Origin of the sequence: Kribbella sp. NBC_01484 (genome assembly GCF_036227145.1) — a bacterium.
GTDB lineage: Bacteria > Actinomycetota > Actinomycetes > Propionibacteriales > Kribbellaceae > Kribbella.
The window spans coordinates 4,507,690-4,521,473 of record NZ_CP109437.1 but is presented as its reverse complement, the minus strand read 5'-3'; the positions used below and the strand labels follow the sequence as shown (position 1 = coordinate 4,521,473).

Annotated in this window: 16 protein-coding genes and 1 pseudogene; 5 read left to right on the top strand and 12 right to left on the bottom strand. The window is 68.2% G+C overall.

Going from position 1 to position 13,784, the window contains the following annotated elements; genetic code table 11:
* Positions 1 to 72 precede the first annotated feature (72 nt).
* The 6 genes from smpB to OG555_RS22165 form a co-directional block, all read right to left on the bottom strand.
* Entirely contained in the window at positions 73 to 549 is a 477-nt protein-coding gene (gene smpB / locus OG555_RS22190) for an SsrA-binding protein SmpB (protein WP_328523458.1), read from the bottom strand.
* Positions 550 to 736: 187 nt separating this feature from the next.
* Entirely contained in the window at positions 737 to 2,170 is a 1,434-nt protein-coding gene (locus tag OG555_RS22185; protein ID WP_329474433.1) for a M23 family metallopeptidase, read from the bottom strand.
* An 87-nt stretch (positions 2,171 to 2,257) separates the two neighbouring features.
* Complete coding sequence (gene ftsX / locus OG555_RS22180; protein ID WP_329474432.1) at positions 2,258 to 3,169, bottom strand: permease-like cell division protein FtsX; 912 nt, start codon at positions 3,167 to 3,169, stop codon at positions 2,258 to 2,260.
* 43 nt (positions 3,170 to 3,212) lie between these two features.
* Positions 3,213 to 3,902 carry a cell division ATP-binding protein FtsE gene (gene ftsE, locus OG555_RS22175; RefSeq protein ID WP_328523461.1) on the bottom strand — a complete coding sequence of 230 codons (690 nt, stop codon included), beginning with the start codon at positions 3,900 to 3,902 and terminating at the stop codon, positions 3,213 to 3,215.
* A gap of 184 nt (positions 3,903 to 4,086) precedes the next feature.
* Positions 4,087 to 4,245, bottom strand: a complete 159-nt coding sequence (locus OG555_RS22170; RefSeq protein ID WP_329474431.1) for a hypothetical protein — start codon at positions 4,243 to 4,245, stop codon at positions 4,087 to 4,089.
* Positions 4,238 to 4,618, bottom strand: coding sequence for a hypothetical protein (locus OG555_RS22165; protein ID WP_329474430.1), 381 nt, complete (start codon positions 4,616 to 4,618; stop codon positions 4,238 to 4,240). Before OG555_RS22165 ends, OG555_RS22170 begins: the two co-directional genes overlap by 8 nt.
* Positions 4,619 to 4,720: 102 nt before the next feature.
* Here OG555_RS22165 and OG555_RS22160 point away from each other — a divergent pair, with 102 nt between their 5' ends.
* Positions 4,721 to 5,791 (top strand): carbohydrate kinase family protein, encoded by a 1,071-nt coding sequence (locus OG555_RS22160; protein WP_329474429.1) that lies wholly within the window; start codon positions 4,721 to 4,723, stop codon positions 5,789 to 5,791.
* Here OG555_RS22160 and OG555_RS22155 read toward each other — a convergent pair.
* Positions 5,759 to 6,937 carry an MFS transporter gene (locus OG555_RS22155; RefSeq protein ID WP_329474428.1) on the bottom strand — a complete coding sequence of 393 codons (1,179 nt, stop codon included), beginning with the start codon at positions 6,935 to 6,937 and terminating at the stop codon, positions 5,759 to 5,761. The genes OG555_RS22160 and OG555_RS22155 overlap by 33 nt on opposite strands.
* Before the next feature lie 206 nt (positions 6,938 to 7,143).
* Here OG555_RS22155 and OG555_RS22150 point away from each other — a divergent pair, with 206 nt between their 5' ends.
* Positions 7,144 to 8,421, top strand: a complete 1,278-nt coding sequence (locus OG555_RS22150) for an ABC transporter substrate-binding protein (RefSeq protein WP_329474427.1) — start codon at positions 7,144 to 7,146, stop codon at positions 8,419 to 8,421.
* Positions 8,421 to 8,831, top strand: a complete 411-nt coding sequence (locus OG555_RS22145) for a cytidine deaminase family protein (RefSeq protein WP_329474426.1) — start codon at positions 8,421 to 8,423, stop codon at positions 8,829 to 8,831. Before OG555_RS22150 ends, OG555_RS22145 begins: the two co-directional genes overlap by 1 nt.
* A gap of 50 nt (positions 8,832 to 8,881) precedes the next feature.
* Here the strand turns inward: OG555_RS22145 and OG555_RS22140 are convergent.
* A pseudogene (locus OG555_RS22140) lies at positions 8,882 to 9,065 on the bottom strand (cold-shock protein); the annotation flags it as partial.
* Positions 9,066 to 9,498: 433 nt separating this feature from the next.
* Between OG555_RS22140 and OG555_RS22135 the strand changes: the two are divergent.
* The gene (locus tag OG555_RS22135; protein WP_329474425.1) at positions 9,499 to 9,912 is read left to right on the top strand and encodes a cytidine deaminase family protein; all 414 of its coding nucleotides are present in this window, start codon (positions 9,499 to 9,501) and stop codon (positions 9,910 to 9,912) included.
* Positions 9,913 to 9,947: 35 nt separating this feature from the next.
* Here OG555_RS22135 and OG555_RS22130 read toward each other — a convergent pair whose 3' ends face one another.
* Both OG555_RS22130 and OG555_RS22125 read right to left on the bottom strand, forming a co-directional pair.
* Positions 9,948 to 10,280, bottom strand: a complete 333-nt coding sequence (locus OG555_RS22130) for a YciI family protein (RefSeq protein WP_329474424.1) — start codon at positions 10,278 to 10,280, stop codon at positions 9,948 to 9,950.
* A 91-nt stretch (positions 10,281 to 10,371) separates the two neighbouring features.
* Positions 10,372 to 10,773, bottom strand: a complete 402-nt coding sequence (locus tag OG555_RS22125) for a VOC family protein (protein ID WP_329474423.1) — start codon at positions 10,771 to 10,773, stop codon at positions 10,372 to 10,374.
* 29 nt (positions 10,774 to 10,802) lie between these two features.
* Here OG555_RS22125 and OG555_RS22120 point away from each other — a divergent pair, with 29 nt between their 5' ends.
* Positions 10,803 to 11,348, top strand: coding sequence for a winged helix-turn-helix transcriptional regulator (locus OG555_RS22120; RefSeq protein WP_329474422.1), 546 nt, complete (start codon positions 10,803 to 10,805; stop codon positions 11,346 to 11,348).
* On the opposite strand, the gene OG555_RS22115 is transcribed toward OG555_RS22120, so the two are convergent.
* Both OG555_RS22115 and hydA read right to left on the bottom strand, forming a co-directional pair.
* Positions 11,332 to 12,324 carry a TIGR03842 family LLM class F420-dependent oxidoreductase gene (locus OG555_RS22115; protein ID WP_329474421.1) on the bottom strand — a complete coding sequence of 331 codons (993 nt, stop codon included), beginning with the start codon at positions 12,322 to 12,324 and terminating at the stop codon, positions 11,332 to 11,334. The two genes, OG555_RS22120 and OG555_RS22115, sit on opposite strands and share 17 nt — an antisense overlap.
* A 9-nt stretch (positions 12,325 to 12,333) precedes the next feature.
* On the bottom strand, positions 12,334 to 13,740 hold the full coding sequence (gene hydA / locus OG555_RS22110; protein WP_329474420.1) for a dihydropyrimidinase: 1,407 nt from the start codon (positions 13,738 to 13,740) through the stop codon (positions 12,334 to 12,336).
* Between the last annotated feature and the right edge of the window lie 44 nt (positions 13,741 to 13,784).

The window sequence follows — 13,784 nt, the reverse complement described above, 5'->3', positions numbered from 1 at the left end:
TCAGCCCCCAGCCACCCCTGACCGGACCCCAGGCAGCACTCGGGTACGCCGGTCAGCGGCAACGCGACCGGATCAGCGGCCGCGGGTCCGCTCCGACAGGGCGCGCCGGGCCTCGCGGTCGGCCTGGCGCTCGGCCAGGGCGTGCCGCTTGTCGTAGTCCTTCTTGCCGCGCCCGGTGGCGAGTTCGACCTTCGCGTAGCCGTCCTTGAAGTACAGCGACAGCGGGATCAGCGAAACCCCCTGCTGCTCGACGGCCTTGATCAGCTTCTGCACCTCGTCCTTGTGCAGCAGCAGCTTGCGGGTCCGCCGCGGCTCGTGGTTGGTCCACGTCCCGTGCTTGTACTCGGGGATGTGCATCCCCTGGAGCCAGAGCTCGTTCCCCCGGACCGCGGCGAACGCGTCGACGAGGGAGGCCCGGCCCTGCCGCAGGGACTTGACCTCGGTCCCCGTCAGCACCAGCCCGGCCTCCACCACGTCCTCGATGTGGTAGTCGTGTCGCGCCTTCCGGTTCTGCGCGATCGGCTTCTGCTGGCCGGTCTGTTTCACCATCCGACCAGTATCTCAGACTGCCAGGCGGTCGGCGTTGCCATTTCCTTCAGTGCCAGCGGCGTCCAGGTGGGTGCATCGCAAGGCGGAGGCCGGGCCTCGATGCGGTGTTCATCGTGGCCCGGCCTCCAACGCCGCGAGGTGCCCGCCTGGACGCCGCTGGTGCGAAGGAAATGGCAACGCCGACCGCTTACAACCACTTCATGGGATTAACCACGTTGCCGTCCTGGTAGACCATGAAATGCAGGTGGCAGCCGGTGGAGTAGCCCGTGGTGCCGACGTACCCGATGATCTCGCCCCGGGAGACGCGCTCGCCGACGTGGGCCTTGTACTTCGACAAGTGGTTGTAGACGGTGGTGATGGAGGAGCCGTCGATCACTCCGTGTGAGACGAACAGCCGGTTCCCGTAACCACCGTTGTAGTACTTGTCCGTGACGACCCCGCTGGCGGCCGCGCGGATCGGCGTACCGCAGCCGGCGCCGAAGTCGGTGCCGTCGTGCAGCTTCCAGTAGTGCAGGATCGGGTGGAAACGCATCCCGAACGGCGACGTGATGTAGGTGTCGATCGGCTTGCTCAGCCGCCCACCGTTGTCGGACGGCTCGTCCGGTACGTTGCGCGGCGCCCGGTGCTCCTTGCGCGCCCGCTCCCGCTCGGCCTTCTCCCGGGCCGCCTTGCGGCGCGCGGCAGCCGCCTTCTCGGCGCGAGCCCGGGCGATCAGGATCTGCTGGACCCGGGTCCGCTCGCGCAGCAGCGAGTTGTACTGCGCCAGTTCGGAGTTCTTCTCCTTCTCGGCGGCCTTGAAGGCGACCAGCTTGACCTGCGCGACCGCGGCGGCCTCGGCCTTGTCGGCCGCGACCTGCTGGGTCAGCTCGGTGACCTGCCGGACCGTCTGGGCCGCCTCGGCCCGCGCGGCCGCGGCGGCCTGCTCGGCCACCGCCACCTTGGCGCGCTTGCTCGCGAGTTGCGCCTGCGCGTTGTTCAGGTTGGTGATCGCGTTGCCCTGGATGCCGAACACGTTCCGCTGCACCTGCATCCCGGTGGCGATGTCGGCCGGCGCCGCGCCACGCAGCGCGATCGACAGCCCGACCAGGCTGTTCTGCTGCTGGTACGCCGATCGCACCGCCCGGCCGGCCACTGCCCGCTTCTCCGTGATCAGCTGCTCACCCGCCGCGACATCGGAGATCGCTGTACGCAAGGCTTGTTCGGCGCTCGCGAGCTTGCTCGCGGCAACCACATCGGCGGCCTTCGCGGCGGCCAGCCTGCCCTGGGCGGCGGCGTACCGGACCTGGACGGCCTGGTATTTCACCTCCGCCTGGTTGTAGGCGGCAACGGACTTGCCGAGCTGGTCGGACGCCTCGGCGAGATCAGCCTTCTGCTGGTTGATCTGCGAGTCGAGTTGTTTCTTCTTGGCGGCTGGATCGGGCGGGTCCGCCTGGGCGGACGGGACCGCCGCCAGGACTCCGGCGGACAGGGACAGGACAAGGCAGCAAGCGGCGACCACCGTCGGCCGGCCCCGCGGTCCGGTACGTGATCGCGGGTACGGCGGTGCGGAGGTGCCGGTGCTGTCGTCTCGCTTGATGCTCCCCCGCGGACGCGGGTTCGCACCGGGGAAGTGCGGGACCACAGGTCGACCCCTTGCTCTGGATGAAGTTGTCGCGCGGTACAGGAGTTACTGCTGTGACTCCTGATACTGCACGATAAGTCACCCGGGTCAGACTTTGAGGTATTTCCGCGTTGTCAGGAATGTCGGGACCACGGCCAGGATCAGGCCGACCACGACCATGATCAGCGTGGCCCGGAAGGTTTCGCTCGCGCCGACCCACTGCCAGACCCGGAAGGTCTCCTGGGCCCGCTGCATCACCACGAAGTAGACGCCGACCCACAAGGTGCCGCAGGCGAGGACCGCGCCGATCAGGGCTGCCAGCACCGCCTCGAGCAGGAACGGTAGCTGGATATAGAAGTTCGACGCGCCCACCAGGCGCATGATGCCGATCTCCCGTCTCCGCGCGTACGCCGCCAATCGGATCGTGTTCGAGATCTGCATCAGCGCGGCGACCAGCAGCAACCCTGCGGCGACCAGGGCGCCGACTTGCAACCCGTTGAGTGCCTTGAACAGCGGATCGAGGTACTGGCGCAGGTCCTGGACCGTGTCCACGCCGGGCAGGCCGGCGACCGCGCTGACCAGATTCTGATAGCGCTGTGGATCGCGCAGTTTGACCCGGAAGGACTCCTGCATCTGGTCCTCGGTGACCGTGCTGACGATCGGCGAGTCCTTGTACAGCTTCTTGAACGAGTCGAACGCTTCCTGCTTCGACTCCGAGAACACCCCGTCGGGCGCGGTGTCCGGGTTCGCGGAGATCACCTGCTGGATCCGGTTCTTCTGCTCCTGCGTCACCTCGGCGCCGGTGCAGCCGCGGCCGCCGGAGTCCTTGGTGCACAAGAAGACCGAGATCTGGATCTTGTCGTACCAGTTCCCCTTCATCAGGTCGACCTGCTCGCGGGCGAGCAGCGCGCTGCCGAACAGCGACAGCGAGACCCAGATGGTGACGACGACCGCGATCGTCATCGAGAGGTTCCGCTTCAGCCCGATGCCGAGGTCGGAGAGGATGTAGTTCAAGCGCATTCTTCAGTCAGTCCCTGTGTCAGCCCGGTGTCAGGCAGCCGTCTCAGTGCTGGTAGCCGTAGACGCCGCGCGACTCGTCGCGGACGACATGACCGTTCTCCAGCTCGATCACGCGCTTGCGCATCTGGTCGACGATCGACACGTCGTGAGTGGCCATCACGACGGTCGTTCCGGTCCGGTTGATCCGGTCCAGCAGCTTCATGATGCCGACCGACGTCCCCGGGTCGAGGTTTCCGGTCGGCTCGTCGGCGATCAGGATCATCGGCCGGTTCACGAACGCGCGGGCGATCGCCACCCGCTGCTGCTCGCCGCCGGACAGCTCGTCCGGCATCCGGTCCTCCTTGCCGTCCAGGCCGACCAGCTCCAGCACCTCGGGCACCGTCTTGCGGATGTGCGAGCGGGGCTTGCCGATCACCTGCAGCGCGAACGCCACATTCTCCGCGACGGTCTTGTTCGGCAGCAGCCGGAAGTCCTGGAACACGGTTCCGATCTGCCGCCGCATCTGCGGGATCCGCCAGCTGGCCAGCCGGTTCAGATCCTTGCCGGCGACCATGATGTGACCCTTGGTCGTCCGGTGCTCACGCAGGACCAGGCGAAGGAACGTCGACTTGCCGGACCCGGAGGTGCCGACCAGGAAGACGAACTCGCCCTTCTCGATCTCGACGTTGACGTTCAGCAGAGCGGCCTTGGACTGGCCCTCGTACGTCTTGGACACATTCTCGAAGCGGATCACGGGATCATCCGGCCGTGGTCGGGAACAGGGAGCGACGCGACGGTAACCACGTTGTGCACCGTACGCCACCGGAGCGGCCGTCGATCAGTGTAGGTGCTCCACGGCGTGCCGCCGACCTGACGGGCCGGTCCGTACGCGCGCGTCCGATAGACGGTGCACGACGTACGACGAACGACGCCTGGGATCAGGCCGGGCTGGGAGCCGCGCCGTTGTCCGGGCGGGCGTCGGCGATGCGGGCCAGGACCGGCTCGGGTTTGCGGCCGGCACGGCGGGCCGCCTCGACGTGCAGCCGGGCCAGCTCGACGGCCTGGCGGGAGACCTTCAAGGTCCTCTTCTCAGCCATTCTCACCGTCTCCCTCGACGATCTCGACGTCCAAGTCCGCAATATCAGCGTACGCGGCCGGGCCGACCCGGTCGATCGCAACGGCGCCGGTCAGCGCGGCGACCAGTTCGTAGTCCTCGGGTTGTAGCAGTTCGGATCGCATGAGCGAACGCAGCGTGACCACGCCCGCGTCCGTGCCCGCGTCCGAACCCTCGAGGATCTGCTCGACCGCCCACCGGACCATGCGCATGGTCTCCTCGCGATGCCGCCAGGTGTTCAGCTCGCGATCGGACTTGCGGACCATGTACGAACCCAACGCGACGCCACCGAGGACGAGCAGCGGACTGAGGGCGGCCATGATGATACCCACCACACCGATCCAGGTCGGAATCACGGACACACCCCGGCACTCATCAATGTTCTCCCAATTCCGTGGTGCTGACCGGTCGATGATGCTACGAAGGAGCATCCCACCGGCCACCGACAGAACCGCAGCATGACAAGGAGCAGTGTCATCGTGATGGACAAGTCCGACGCCTACGACGTGTTCGTGCAGGGGACCGTGTTCCTCGACATCGTGATGACCGGTCTGGAGTCCGCCCCGACCACCGGCACCGAGATCTTCGCCGAGGGGATGGGCTCGTGCCCCGGCGGCGTCGCGAACTTCGCCATCGCGGCCGCGCGGCTCGGCCTGAAGAGCGGCCTGGCCGCGGTCTTCGGCGACGATGTGTACGCCGACTTCTGCTGGCGGACCCTGGCCGACCAGGAAGGGGTGGACCTGTCCCACTCCCGCCGGATCGGCCACTGGCACTCCCCGGTGACGGTGTCGATGTCGATCGACCGGGACCGGGCCATGGTCACCCACGCCCACGAGGCGCCCGGCGATCCGAGCAAACTGGTGGGTCCCGGCCTGAAGACCCGCTCGGCGATCGTCCCGGTCGCCGACGAACTGCCCGACTGGACCATCGAGGCGATGCAGTCCGGCACCCTGCTGTTCGGCGACGTCGGCTGGGACCCGACCGACGAGTGGTCGCCCGCGGTGCTCGACGTCCTCGAGGGCTTTCACGCCTTCACGCCGAACGCGACCGAAGCGATGGCCTACACCCGCACCGACACGCCGAAGGCCGCGCTGCACAAGCTGGCCGAGCGTGTCCCGCTGGCGGTCGTCACCAACGGCGCCGACGGCGTACTCGCGATCGACTCCGCGACCGGCGAAGAGGAGCAGGTGCCGGCCCTGCCGGTCCGCTCCTACGACCCGACCGGCGCCGGCGACGTCTTCCTCGCCTCGCTCGTCCTCGGGACGCTCCGCGGCTGGCCGCTCGCTCACCGACTCGCCTTCGGCAATCTCTGCGCGGGACTGTCCGTCCAGCACTTCGGTGGCTCGCTCGCGGCCCCCGGCTGGGGCGACATCATCGACTGGGTCCGCGACCACAGCCGCCACCGGCCCGGCGGCATCGATCCCGACATCCTCCGGCACTACACCTTCATCGGCGACGTCCTTCCCGAAGGCCCTGTCCCGATCGTCCGCCGAGCCTCAGCCACCATCGCCCGCCTGTCGGACGCCTGACACCCACACGATCGCGGCGACGAGGGTAAGCAGTACGCCGCCCGCCAGGAACCCGTGCGACGGCGTGGTCCGCTGGATCAGCAGCCCGGCCAGCGCGGAGCCGGCCGACGAGCCGAGGTTGTTGGCGGTGTTGATCCACGTGCTCGCCTCGGTGCGCTGGTGCGGCGGAGTGACGTTGTCCGCAGCCAGGTAGGACACCACGAACAGCGGCGCCACGGCGACACCGGCCGCACCCATCACCACTCCGAGCACGAGCAGATTGGTCGCGAACGAGGCCGCGAGCAGACCGGCAGCCAGTACGGCGATCAGCCCGCCGAGGTGTGTCGACCACGAGCGGGTGTGGCTGCGACGAGCCCACAGCAGCCCACCGGTGACACTGCCGAGCGCGATCGCGGCCTCGACGTACCCCGCCGCGCCGGGACGGCCCGCGCGCTGAGCGACTCCGGCCACGCAGAGGTAGGCGAGACTGACCCCGGACGCCGTGACCATGATGACGACCAGGATCCGTCGCAGGCCCGGGATGACCAGCGGTCCCAGCGGATGGCGGGTCGCTGGTGCCACTGTGGTGTGTCGCGTGACCGGACTGGTCACCATGGCGATGGTGCCGACGACCATCAGGCCCGCAGAGCAGCCGAGCGCGGCGGGCGCGGACGCCACACTGATCAGCGCGCCGGCGAGCAACGGACCGCCGAGGAAGAGGCATTCCTCGCTGACCGCGTCCAACGCATAGGCCCGTTCTTTGAGGGCCGATCCGTCGGTGAGCAGTCGCCAGTTGGACCGCATCGACGGTCCCAGCGGGGGTGCGAGCAGTCCTGCCGCAGCCACGAGTACGAGGTTGCTCGTCGTACTCGCAATGACAACCAGAGCGGCGGAACAGCCGACGGCGAGGGGCGGGAGCACCCGGCGCTGGCTGAAGCGGTCGACGAGCCGTGCCTTGTAGGGCATCGACAGCGACGCGAGCCCGAAGATCGCGACCGCGGCACCCGCGGTGGCGAAAGAGTTGGTGGACTGCTGGACGGTGAAAAGCAACGACAGCGGGAGCAGACCGTACGACAGTCGGCCGAGCAGCGCCGGCACGAACGTGCGCAGCGCGAACGGCAACAACAGCACATCACGGTAGCTCCCAGCACGAACTGTGCCGGACAAGAGAACACTCCTGGAGATCGACGACGCCCCAACCGGACGCCGCACCACGAATTCGGCCTCGACCGCGCAAACCACGCGCAGGAGCGATCCCTAGTCACAGAAGCAGAACATGCCGGCCAGCATACGTGATCCGACGACCCTCCGGAGTTCGTAGGGTCTGGGTGGTGCGCGGGCTGTGGGACTGCGCGGGATGGAGGTACGGCGGGATGACTGGGGTTACCAGGCGGCGGTTGCTCGCGATGGGTGGCGGGCTCGCGGCGATGGCGGTGGCTGGGTGTGGATCGAACACCGGGCGGGCGGACGCGGGGTCGGGCGGCTCGTCGGGAGACAAGCCGGCGTTGGCGCAGTGGTATCACCAGTACGGCGAAGCCGGCACGCAGCAGGCGGTCGAGAGGTATGCGAAGGCCTACCCGGACGCGACCGTGACCGTGCAGTGGTCGCCGGGCGACTACGACAAGAAAATGTCGACCGCGCTGCTCACCGACCAGGGTCCGGACGTGTTCGAGTCCGTCAACGGGCCGACCATCGACATGATCAAGGCCAACCAGGTGGTCGAGCTGACCGATTTGCTCGGTGACGCCAAGTCCGACTTCACGCCGTCGCTGATCGACCGGATGACGTACCGAGGCAAGCTGTACGCGGTCCCGCAGGTCACCGACATGCAGCTGCTCGTCTACCGCAAGAGCCTGCTCAGCGCGGCCGGCGTCCAGCCGCCCGAGACCGTCGACGACCTGCTCGCGGCCGCTCACAAGCTGACCACCGACAAGGTGAAGGGCCTGTTCGTCGGCAACGACGGCGGCGTCGGCGTCCTCGGCGGACCGGCGCTGTGGTCGGCCGGGCTGGACTACCTGACCGAGGACAACCAGTTCGGCTTCGACGACCCGGCCGCGATCGAGTCGCTGCACAAGCTGCGCGAGCTGTTCACCTCGAAGACTCTGTTGCTCGGGGCACCGACCGACTGGTCCGACCCGTCCGCGTTCACGCAGGGCCTGACGGCGATGCAGTTCACCGGCCTGTGGACGCTGCCGGCCATCCAGAAGGCGTTCCCCGACGACTTCGGCGTACTCCCCTGGCCGAAGCTGAACGCGACCACCGGCAAGCCGAGTGTCCCGGTCGGCGCCTACGGTTCGTGCGTGAACGCCAAGTCGAAGAACGTCGACGCGGCGAAGAAGTTCGTCAAGTGGCTGTGGGTCGACCAGACCGACGACCAGCTCGACTTCGCGCAGTCGTACGGCTTCCACATCCCGGCCCGCAAGAGCCTGGCCGCGAAGGCGGACAAGCTCAAGTCCGGCCCGGCCGCCGACGCGGTCGAGTTCGTCAACGAGAACGGCCACGCGCAGACGCCGATCCTCTGGTCGCCGAAGTCCAGTACGGCGTACTCCGACGCACTCAACCGGATCATCCGCAGCGGCGCCGACCCCGCCACCGAGATCAAGACCGTCAAGACCGCAGTTGACGCCGAGCTGAAACGGATCAACAACTGATGGACATCCAGCCCTTGACCGACGACGACCGCGAGCTGATCGAACTGGCCCGCCGGACCGTGGACGCGAACACCGACGGACCGGACGGCGTCCACACGATGGGCGCCGCCGTACGCGGTGTGGACGGCCGGATGTACGCCGGAATCAACCTCGCCCACTTCACCGGCGGACCCTGCGCCGAACTGGTCGCCCTCGGCCGCGCCCGCGCCGAAGGAGCCCGCGACCTCACCACAATCGTGGCCGTAGGCAACGAAGGTCGCGGCGTGGTCGGCCCGTGCGGACGCGACCGGCAGATCCTCGTCGAATACCACCCGACGATCCGCGTCATCCTCCCCACCCCGGACGGCCCCGGCTCAGTCCTCGCCACCGACCTACTCCCAGGCCCCTACCGCTGGACCCCCAACCCGTAGACCTCGCTGCCCGACCGCCGCCGCTCGGCTCCGGTCAGGCCAGGTGGATACTCCGTCTGCTGACCCTTCGGGCCCTGGGCGATGTCGAACTCGACGCGCTGATTCTCTTCGAGCCTACGGAAGCCGTCGGACTGGATGGCGGAGAGTGCACGAACACGTCCGCGCCGCCCCGTCCACAGTGATGAAGTTGAAGCCCTTGTCAGCGTTGAACCATTTCACAGTTCCCTGTGCCATGTTGTTGCTCCTTTGTCGGAGATGGGGCACGCCGCGGACGGCGCTTCTGCTGGATGTGTTGGCGAAGTGAGCGAGGTCGGCTGGTGTGCAGCTCGACAGGAAGTGTCGGTCCAGGGGTACTGGTCGGGCGAGGCATTCACGCCTGGCCCGGCCGGCTCGTCCGGGGCCAAGGCGGACACCTCCTGTCGAGCTGCCCCCCAGCCACCGTCCGCACCCGAGCGGCCCGCACCGGCGGGCAGGCGCGGTGACAGGACGCGCTCGTCTTGCCGGTCGGCGGGGGTACCGAACCCGCGACCTCGGACACCATCTGGGGATCTCGGACAGGCTGTGGCGTGTCCGAGGTCTCCACTACCTGTCCGGGGTCGCGGGCTCGCCAGCGCCTGCACCAGGTCCCGTCAACCAGTTGGGCTACTGCGCGTGACAGGCTAAGGGGGTGATCACTGTGCAGCCCTTGACCGACGACGACCGCGAGCTGATCGAATTGGCCCGCCGGACCGTGGACGCGAACACCGACGGACCGGACGGCGTCCACACGATGGGCGCCGCCGTACGAGGTGTGGACGGCCGGATGTACGCCGGGATCAATCTGTACCACTTCACCGGCGGCCCCTGCGCCGAGCTGGTCGCACTCGGCCGCGCCCGCGCCGAAGGAGCCCGCGAGCTCACCACGATCGTGGCCGTAGGCAACGAAGGCCGCGGCGTCGTCGGCCCCTGCGGCCGCGACCGCCAGATCCTCGTCGACTACCACCCAACCATCCGCGTCATCCTGCCGACCCCCGACGGCGTCGGCTCGGTCCTCGCCACCGATCTACTACCGGGGGCCTACCGCTGGACTCCCAACCCGTAGACCTTGGCTGCCCGACCGCCGCCGCTCGGCTCCGGTCAGGCCAGGTGGATTTCGCCGGTGCGGAACCACCAGGTGATTGGTTCGGCCTCGAGGAGGCCTGCCTGGACGGCCGGGTCGTCCGAGGCGTGGCGGCGGGCTTCTTCGATGCCGGTTCGGTAGACGCACAGGCCGCGGAGGGTCTCGTCGGCGTGGTCGCGGAACGGGCCGGCCGCCCCCATCACGCCTTCCTTGCGGAGTCTGTCGAGGAAGGCGAGGTGGGCTTCCTGGACCCGGTCCTGCTCGTCGTCGGGCAGGATCGGCTGCTCGGCCAGGCGGCGGAGCAGGACGAGGGTCAGGCTCTCCATCCCCGGCCGCGGCGGCGTGCTCACGACTCCCCGTCGAGCGGCCGGGATCTCATGATCCATTGGCCGTCGGGGCGCCGTGTGCTCACGACTCCGTGGCCGTCGGGCGGGCGGGGGCTCATGACTCTCTGGCCGTCGGGCGTGGCACTTCGACGAGCCGCTGGGCGAGCATGAACGTGTTGCCGTCCGGGTCGTAGAACGTGGCGAGGCGCACCTCGTCCGCGATCTGGCGGGTCTCCCCGTCGAAGCGCGTGCCGACCGACTCGAGGTGCGCGCGGGCCTTGTCGATGTCGTGGACCCCGAACGTGACGACGACCCCGCCCTCGGTCTTCGGCTTCTCGGTCTGGCCGATCCCGATCGAGATCCCGGGTAGCGGCGTACTCAGCTCGGCCCAGCCCCAGGACTCCAGCCGGTGGACGACCTCGAATCCCAGCGCCTGCTCGTACCACCGGAGCGACTGCTCCAGGTCGGCGACCTCGAGCGCGCAGACGGCGCGCCCGTCGTACTCGATCCCACTCATGGTCCTGTTTTTATACTAAGCTTACTTTCGTGTCAACGCTGGCGACCCTGGTCCACCTCCGCTGGGCCGTCCCGGTGCTCGCCGAACTGCACCGCGGCTACGGCGGGCGCTTCGTGAACCTGACCCACAACCTCGGCGTCGGCCGCGAGTCCCTCAGCCGGACGCTCGCCTTCCTGACCGAGGCCGGCCTCATCCGGCGCAACCCCGGACACGGTCACCCGCTGCGACCGGAGTACCTGCTGACCGAGGCAGGTGCGCAACTCGCCGAGCCTGCCGCCGCGCTGACGGACCTGCTGCACGAGCTCGGCGCAAGCGAGGTCGGCCTGAAGAAGTGGTCCCTGCCGATCCTCGTGCTGCTCACGGCCGGCGAGCGCCGTTTCTCCGAGCTGCGCAACGCCTTGCCCGGCACCTCGAACCGCGCGCTGACGCTGGCCTTGAAGGACCTCGAGTCCGCCGAACTGGTCACCCGGACCGTGACCACGGGCTACCCGCCCACGACGTCGTACGGCGCGACGCGGACCGGACTGCGGTTGGCACACGCCGCCGAGCAGCTCCAGCTCAGAACGCCGGGATGATGTCCTTGCCGTAGGCGGCCAACGTCTCTTCCTTCGCGTCGTGCTGCAGGTACAGCGCGAACTGGTCGACGCCGAGCGCCTTCAGCTCCGCCAGCCGGGCCAGGTGATTCTCGACCGGGCCGAGGATGCAGAACCGGTCGACGACCTCATCCGGGACGAAGGCGGTGTGGGTGTTGCCCGCCCGCCCGTGCTCGGCGTAGTCGTAGCCCTTGCGGCCCTCGATGTAGTCCGTGAGCGCCTTCGGCACCGCACCGGAAGTCCCGTACCGCCCGACGATGTCGGCCACGTGGTTGCCGACCATCCCGCCGAACCACCGGGTCTGCTCGCGCTGATGGTCCAGGTCGTCCCCGACGTACGCCGGTGCCGCGACGCAGAACTTGATCGCCGCCGGATCACGGCCGGCCTGCTCGGCAGAACGCCGTACGGCGGTGATCATCCACTCGGCGATGTCAGGGTCGGCCAGCTGCAGGATGTAGCCGTCACCGACCTCGCCGGTCGCGGCCAGCGCCTTCGGTCCGTACGCCGCGACCCAGACGTCCAGCGCACCATGGTCGACCCAGGCGAACTTGAGCTGCTGACCGCGGTACTCGACCGTTTCGCCGCGGGCCAGCGAGCGGACGATCTCGACGCACTGCTTCAGCTCGTCGATCGTGCCGGGTTTGGCGCCGAGCGTCCGCAGCGCGGAGTCGCCGCGGCCGATGCCGCAGATCGTCCGGTTGCCGAACATCTCGTTCAGGGTGGCGAACTGGGACGCGATCACGGTCCAGTCCCGGGTGCCCGGGTTCGTCACCATCGGGCCGACGATCACCCGTTGCGTCGCGGCCAGGATCTGGCTGTAGATGACGAACGGCTCCTGCCAGAGCAGGTGCGAGTCGAACGTCCACACGTAGCCGAACCCGGCGTCCTCGGCCTTCCGCGCCAAGTCCACGACCGTGGACGCGGGCGGATCGCACTGGAACACCACACCGAAGTCCACGATCTCCCCCTACATCAAGTACGACGACAGGCCACGCTTCAGGAACTTCCCCCGGCCCTTGCGGCCATGGTAGTTGCCGTCAGCCACGATCACCTCGCCGCGCGAGATCACGGTGCCCACCCGGCCCTGGATCTCGACCCCTTCGTACGCCGAGTAGTCCATGTTCATGTGATGCGTCTCGACACCGATCCGCGTCGTACCGTCCGGGTCGTAGACGACCAGGTCGGCGTCCGAGCCGGGCTGGACGATCCCCTTCTGCGGGTAGAGCCCGAACATCCGGGCCGGCGTGGTCGAGATCGTCTCGACCCAGCGCTCCAGCGAGAGCTTGCCGTCCACGACGCCTTGGTAGATGAGATCGACGCGGTGCTCGACACCGCCGATCCCGTTCGGGATCTTGGAGAAGTCGCCGATGCCCAGCTCCTTCTGGTCCTTCATGCAGAACGGGCAGTGGTCGGTCGACACGATCGCCAGATCGTTGCTCCGCAGGCCCTTCCACAGATCCTTGGCGTGCGACTCGTGCTTGCTGCGCAACGGTGTCGAGCAGACCCATTTGGCGCCCTCGAAGCCGGGCGCGCCGAGCTGGTCCTCCAACGTCAGATAGAGGTACTGCGGGCAGGTCTCGGCGAACACGTTCCGGCCGTTGTCACGCGCCTGGGCGACAGCCTCCAGGGCCCCGCTCGCCGACAGGTGGACGATGTAGAGCGGGCAGTCCTGGGCGACCTCCGCCAGCGCGATCGCCCTGCTGGTCGCCTCGGTCTCGAGCGCCGGCGGGCGCGTGATGCCGTGATAGATCGGGTCGGTCTCGCCGCGAGCCAGCGCCTGCTGCACGAGGACGTCGATCGCGATGCCGTTCTCCGCGTGCATCATGATCATCGCGCCGTTCTCCCGCGCGGTCTGCATCGCCCGCAGGATCTGCCCGTCGTCGGAGTAGAAGACGCCCGGGTAGGCCATGAACAGCTTGAAGCTGGTGATGCCCTCGTCGGCGACCAACTGGTCCATCGCCTTCAGCGCGTCGGTGTCGACGCCGCCGAGGATCATGTGGAACGCGTAGTCGATGTGACAGTTGCCTTCGGCCTTGGTATGCCAGGCGGCGAGTCCGTCCTGCACCACTTCACCGGTCCGCTGGACGGCGAAGTCGATGATGGTCGTCGTACCGCCCCAGGCGGCCGCCCGGGTGCCGGTGTCGAAGGTGTCACTCGCCGCGGTGCCGCCGAACGGCAGCTCCATGTGCGTGTGCGCGTCGATCCCGCCCGGGATCACGTACTTGCCGGTGGCATCGATCACCTCGTCCGCGGTGACCGCCGGGGTGAACGACGGGTCCAGTACGGCGACGATCTTCTCGCCCTCGACCAGGACATCCGCGACCCTCGTCCCGGTCGGTCCGATGACAGTTCCACCCTTGACCAGCAAAGACATCTATGCCACTCCTCGTTGAGCGGAAAGAAGGAAGATTGACCCTT

Bases quoted from the DNA above. Each gene is read 5' to 3' on its own strand.
- OG555_RS22170 (WP_329474431.1), bottom strand. From the start codon at position 4,245: ATGGCTGAGAAGAGGACCTTGAAGGTCTCCCGCCAGGCCGTCGAGCTG.
- OG555_RS22125 (WP_329474423.1), bottom strand. From the start codon at position 10,773: ATGAGTGGGATCGAGTACGACGGGCGCGCCGTCTGCGCGCTCGAGGTC.
- ftsX (WP_329474432.1), bottom strand. From the start codon at position 3,169: ATGCGCTTGAACTACATCCTCTCCGACCTCGGCATCGGGCTGAAGCGG.
- smpB (WP_328523458.1), bottom strand. From the start codon at position 549: ATGGTGAAACAGACCGGCCAGCAGAAGCCGATCGCGCAGAACCGGAAG.
- hydA (WP_329474420.1), bottom strand. From the start codon at position 13,740: ATGTCTTTGCTGGTCAAGGGTGGAACTGTCATCGGACCGACCGGGACG.
- OG555_RS22145 (WP_329474426.1), top strand. From the start codon at position 8,421: ATGGACATCCAGCCCTTGACCGACGACGACCGCGAGCTGATCGAACTG.
- OG555_RS22150 (WP_329474427.1), top strand. From the start codon at position 7,144: ATGACTGGGGTTACCAGGCGGCGGTTGCTCGCGATGGGTGGCGGGCTC.
- OG555_RS22160 (WP_329474429.1), top strand. From the start codon at position 4,721: ATGACAAGGAGCAGTGTCATCGTGATGGACAAGTCCGACGCCTACGAC.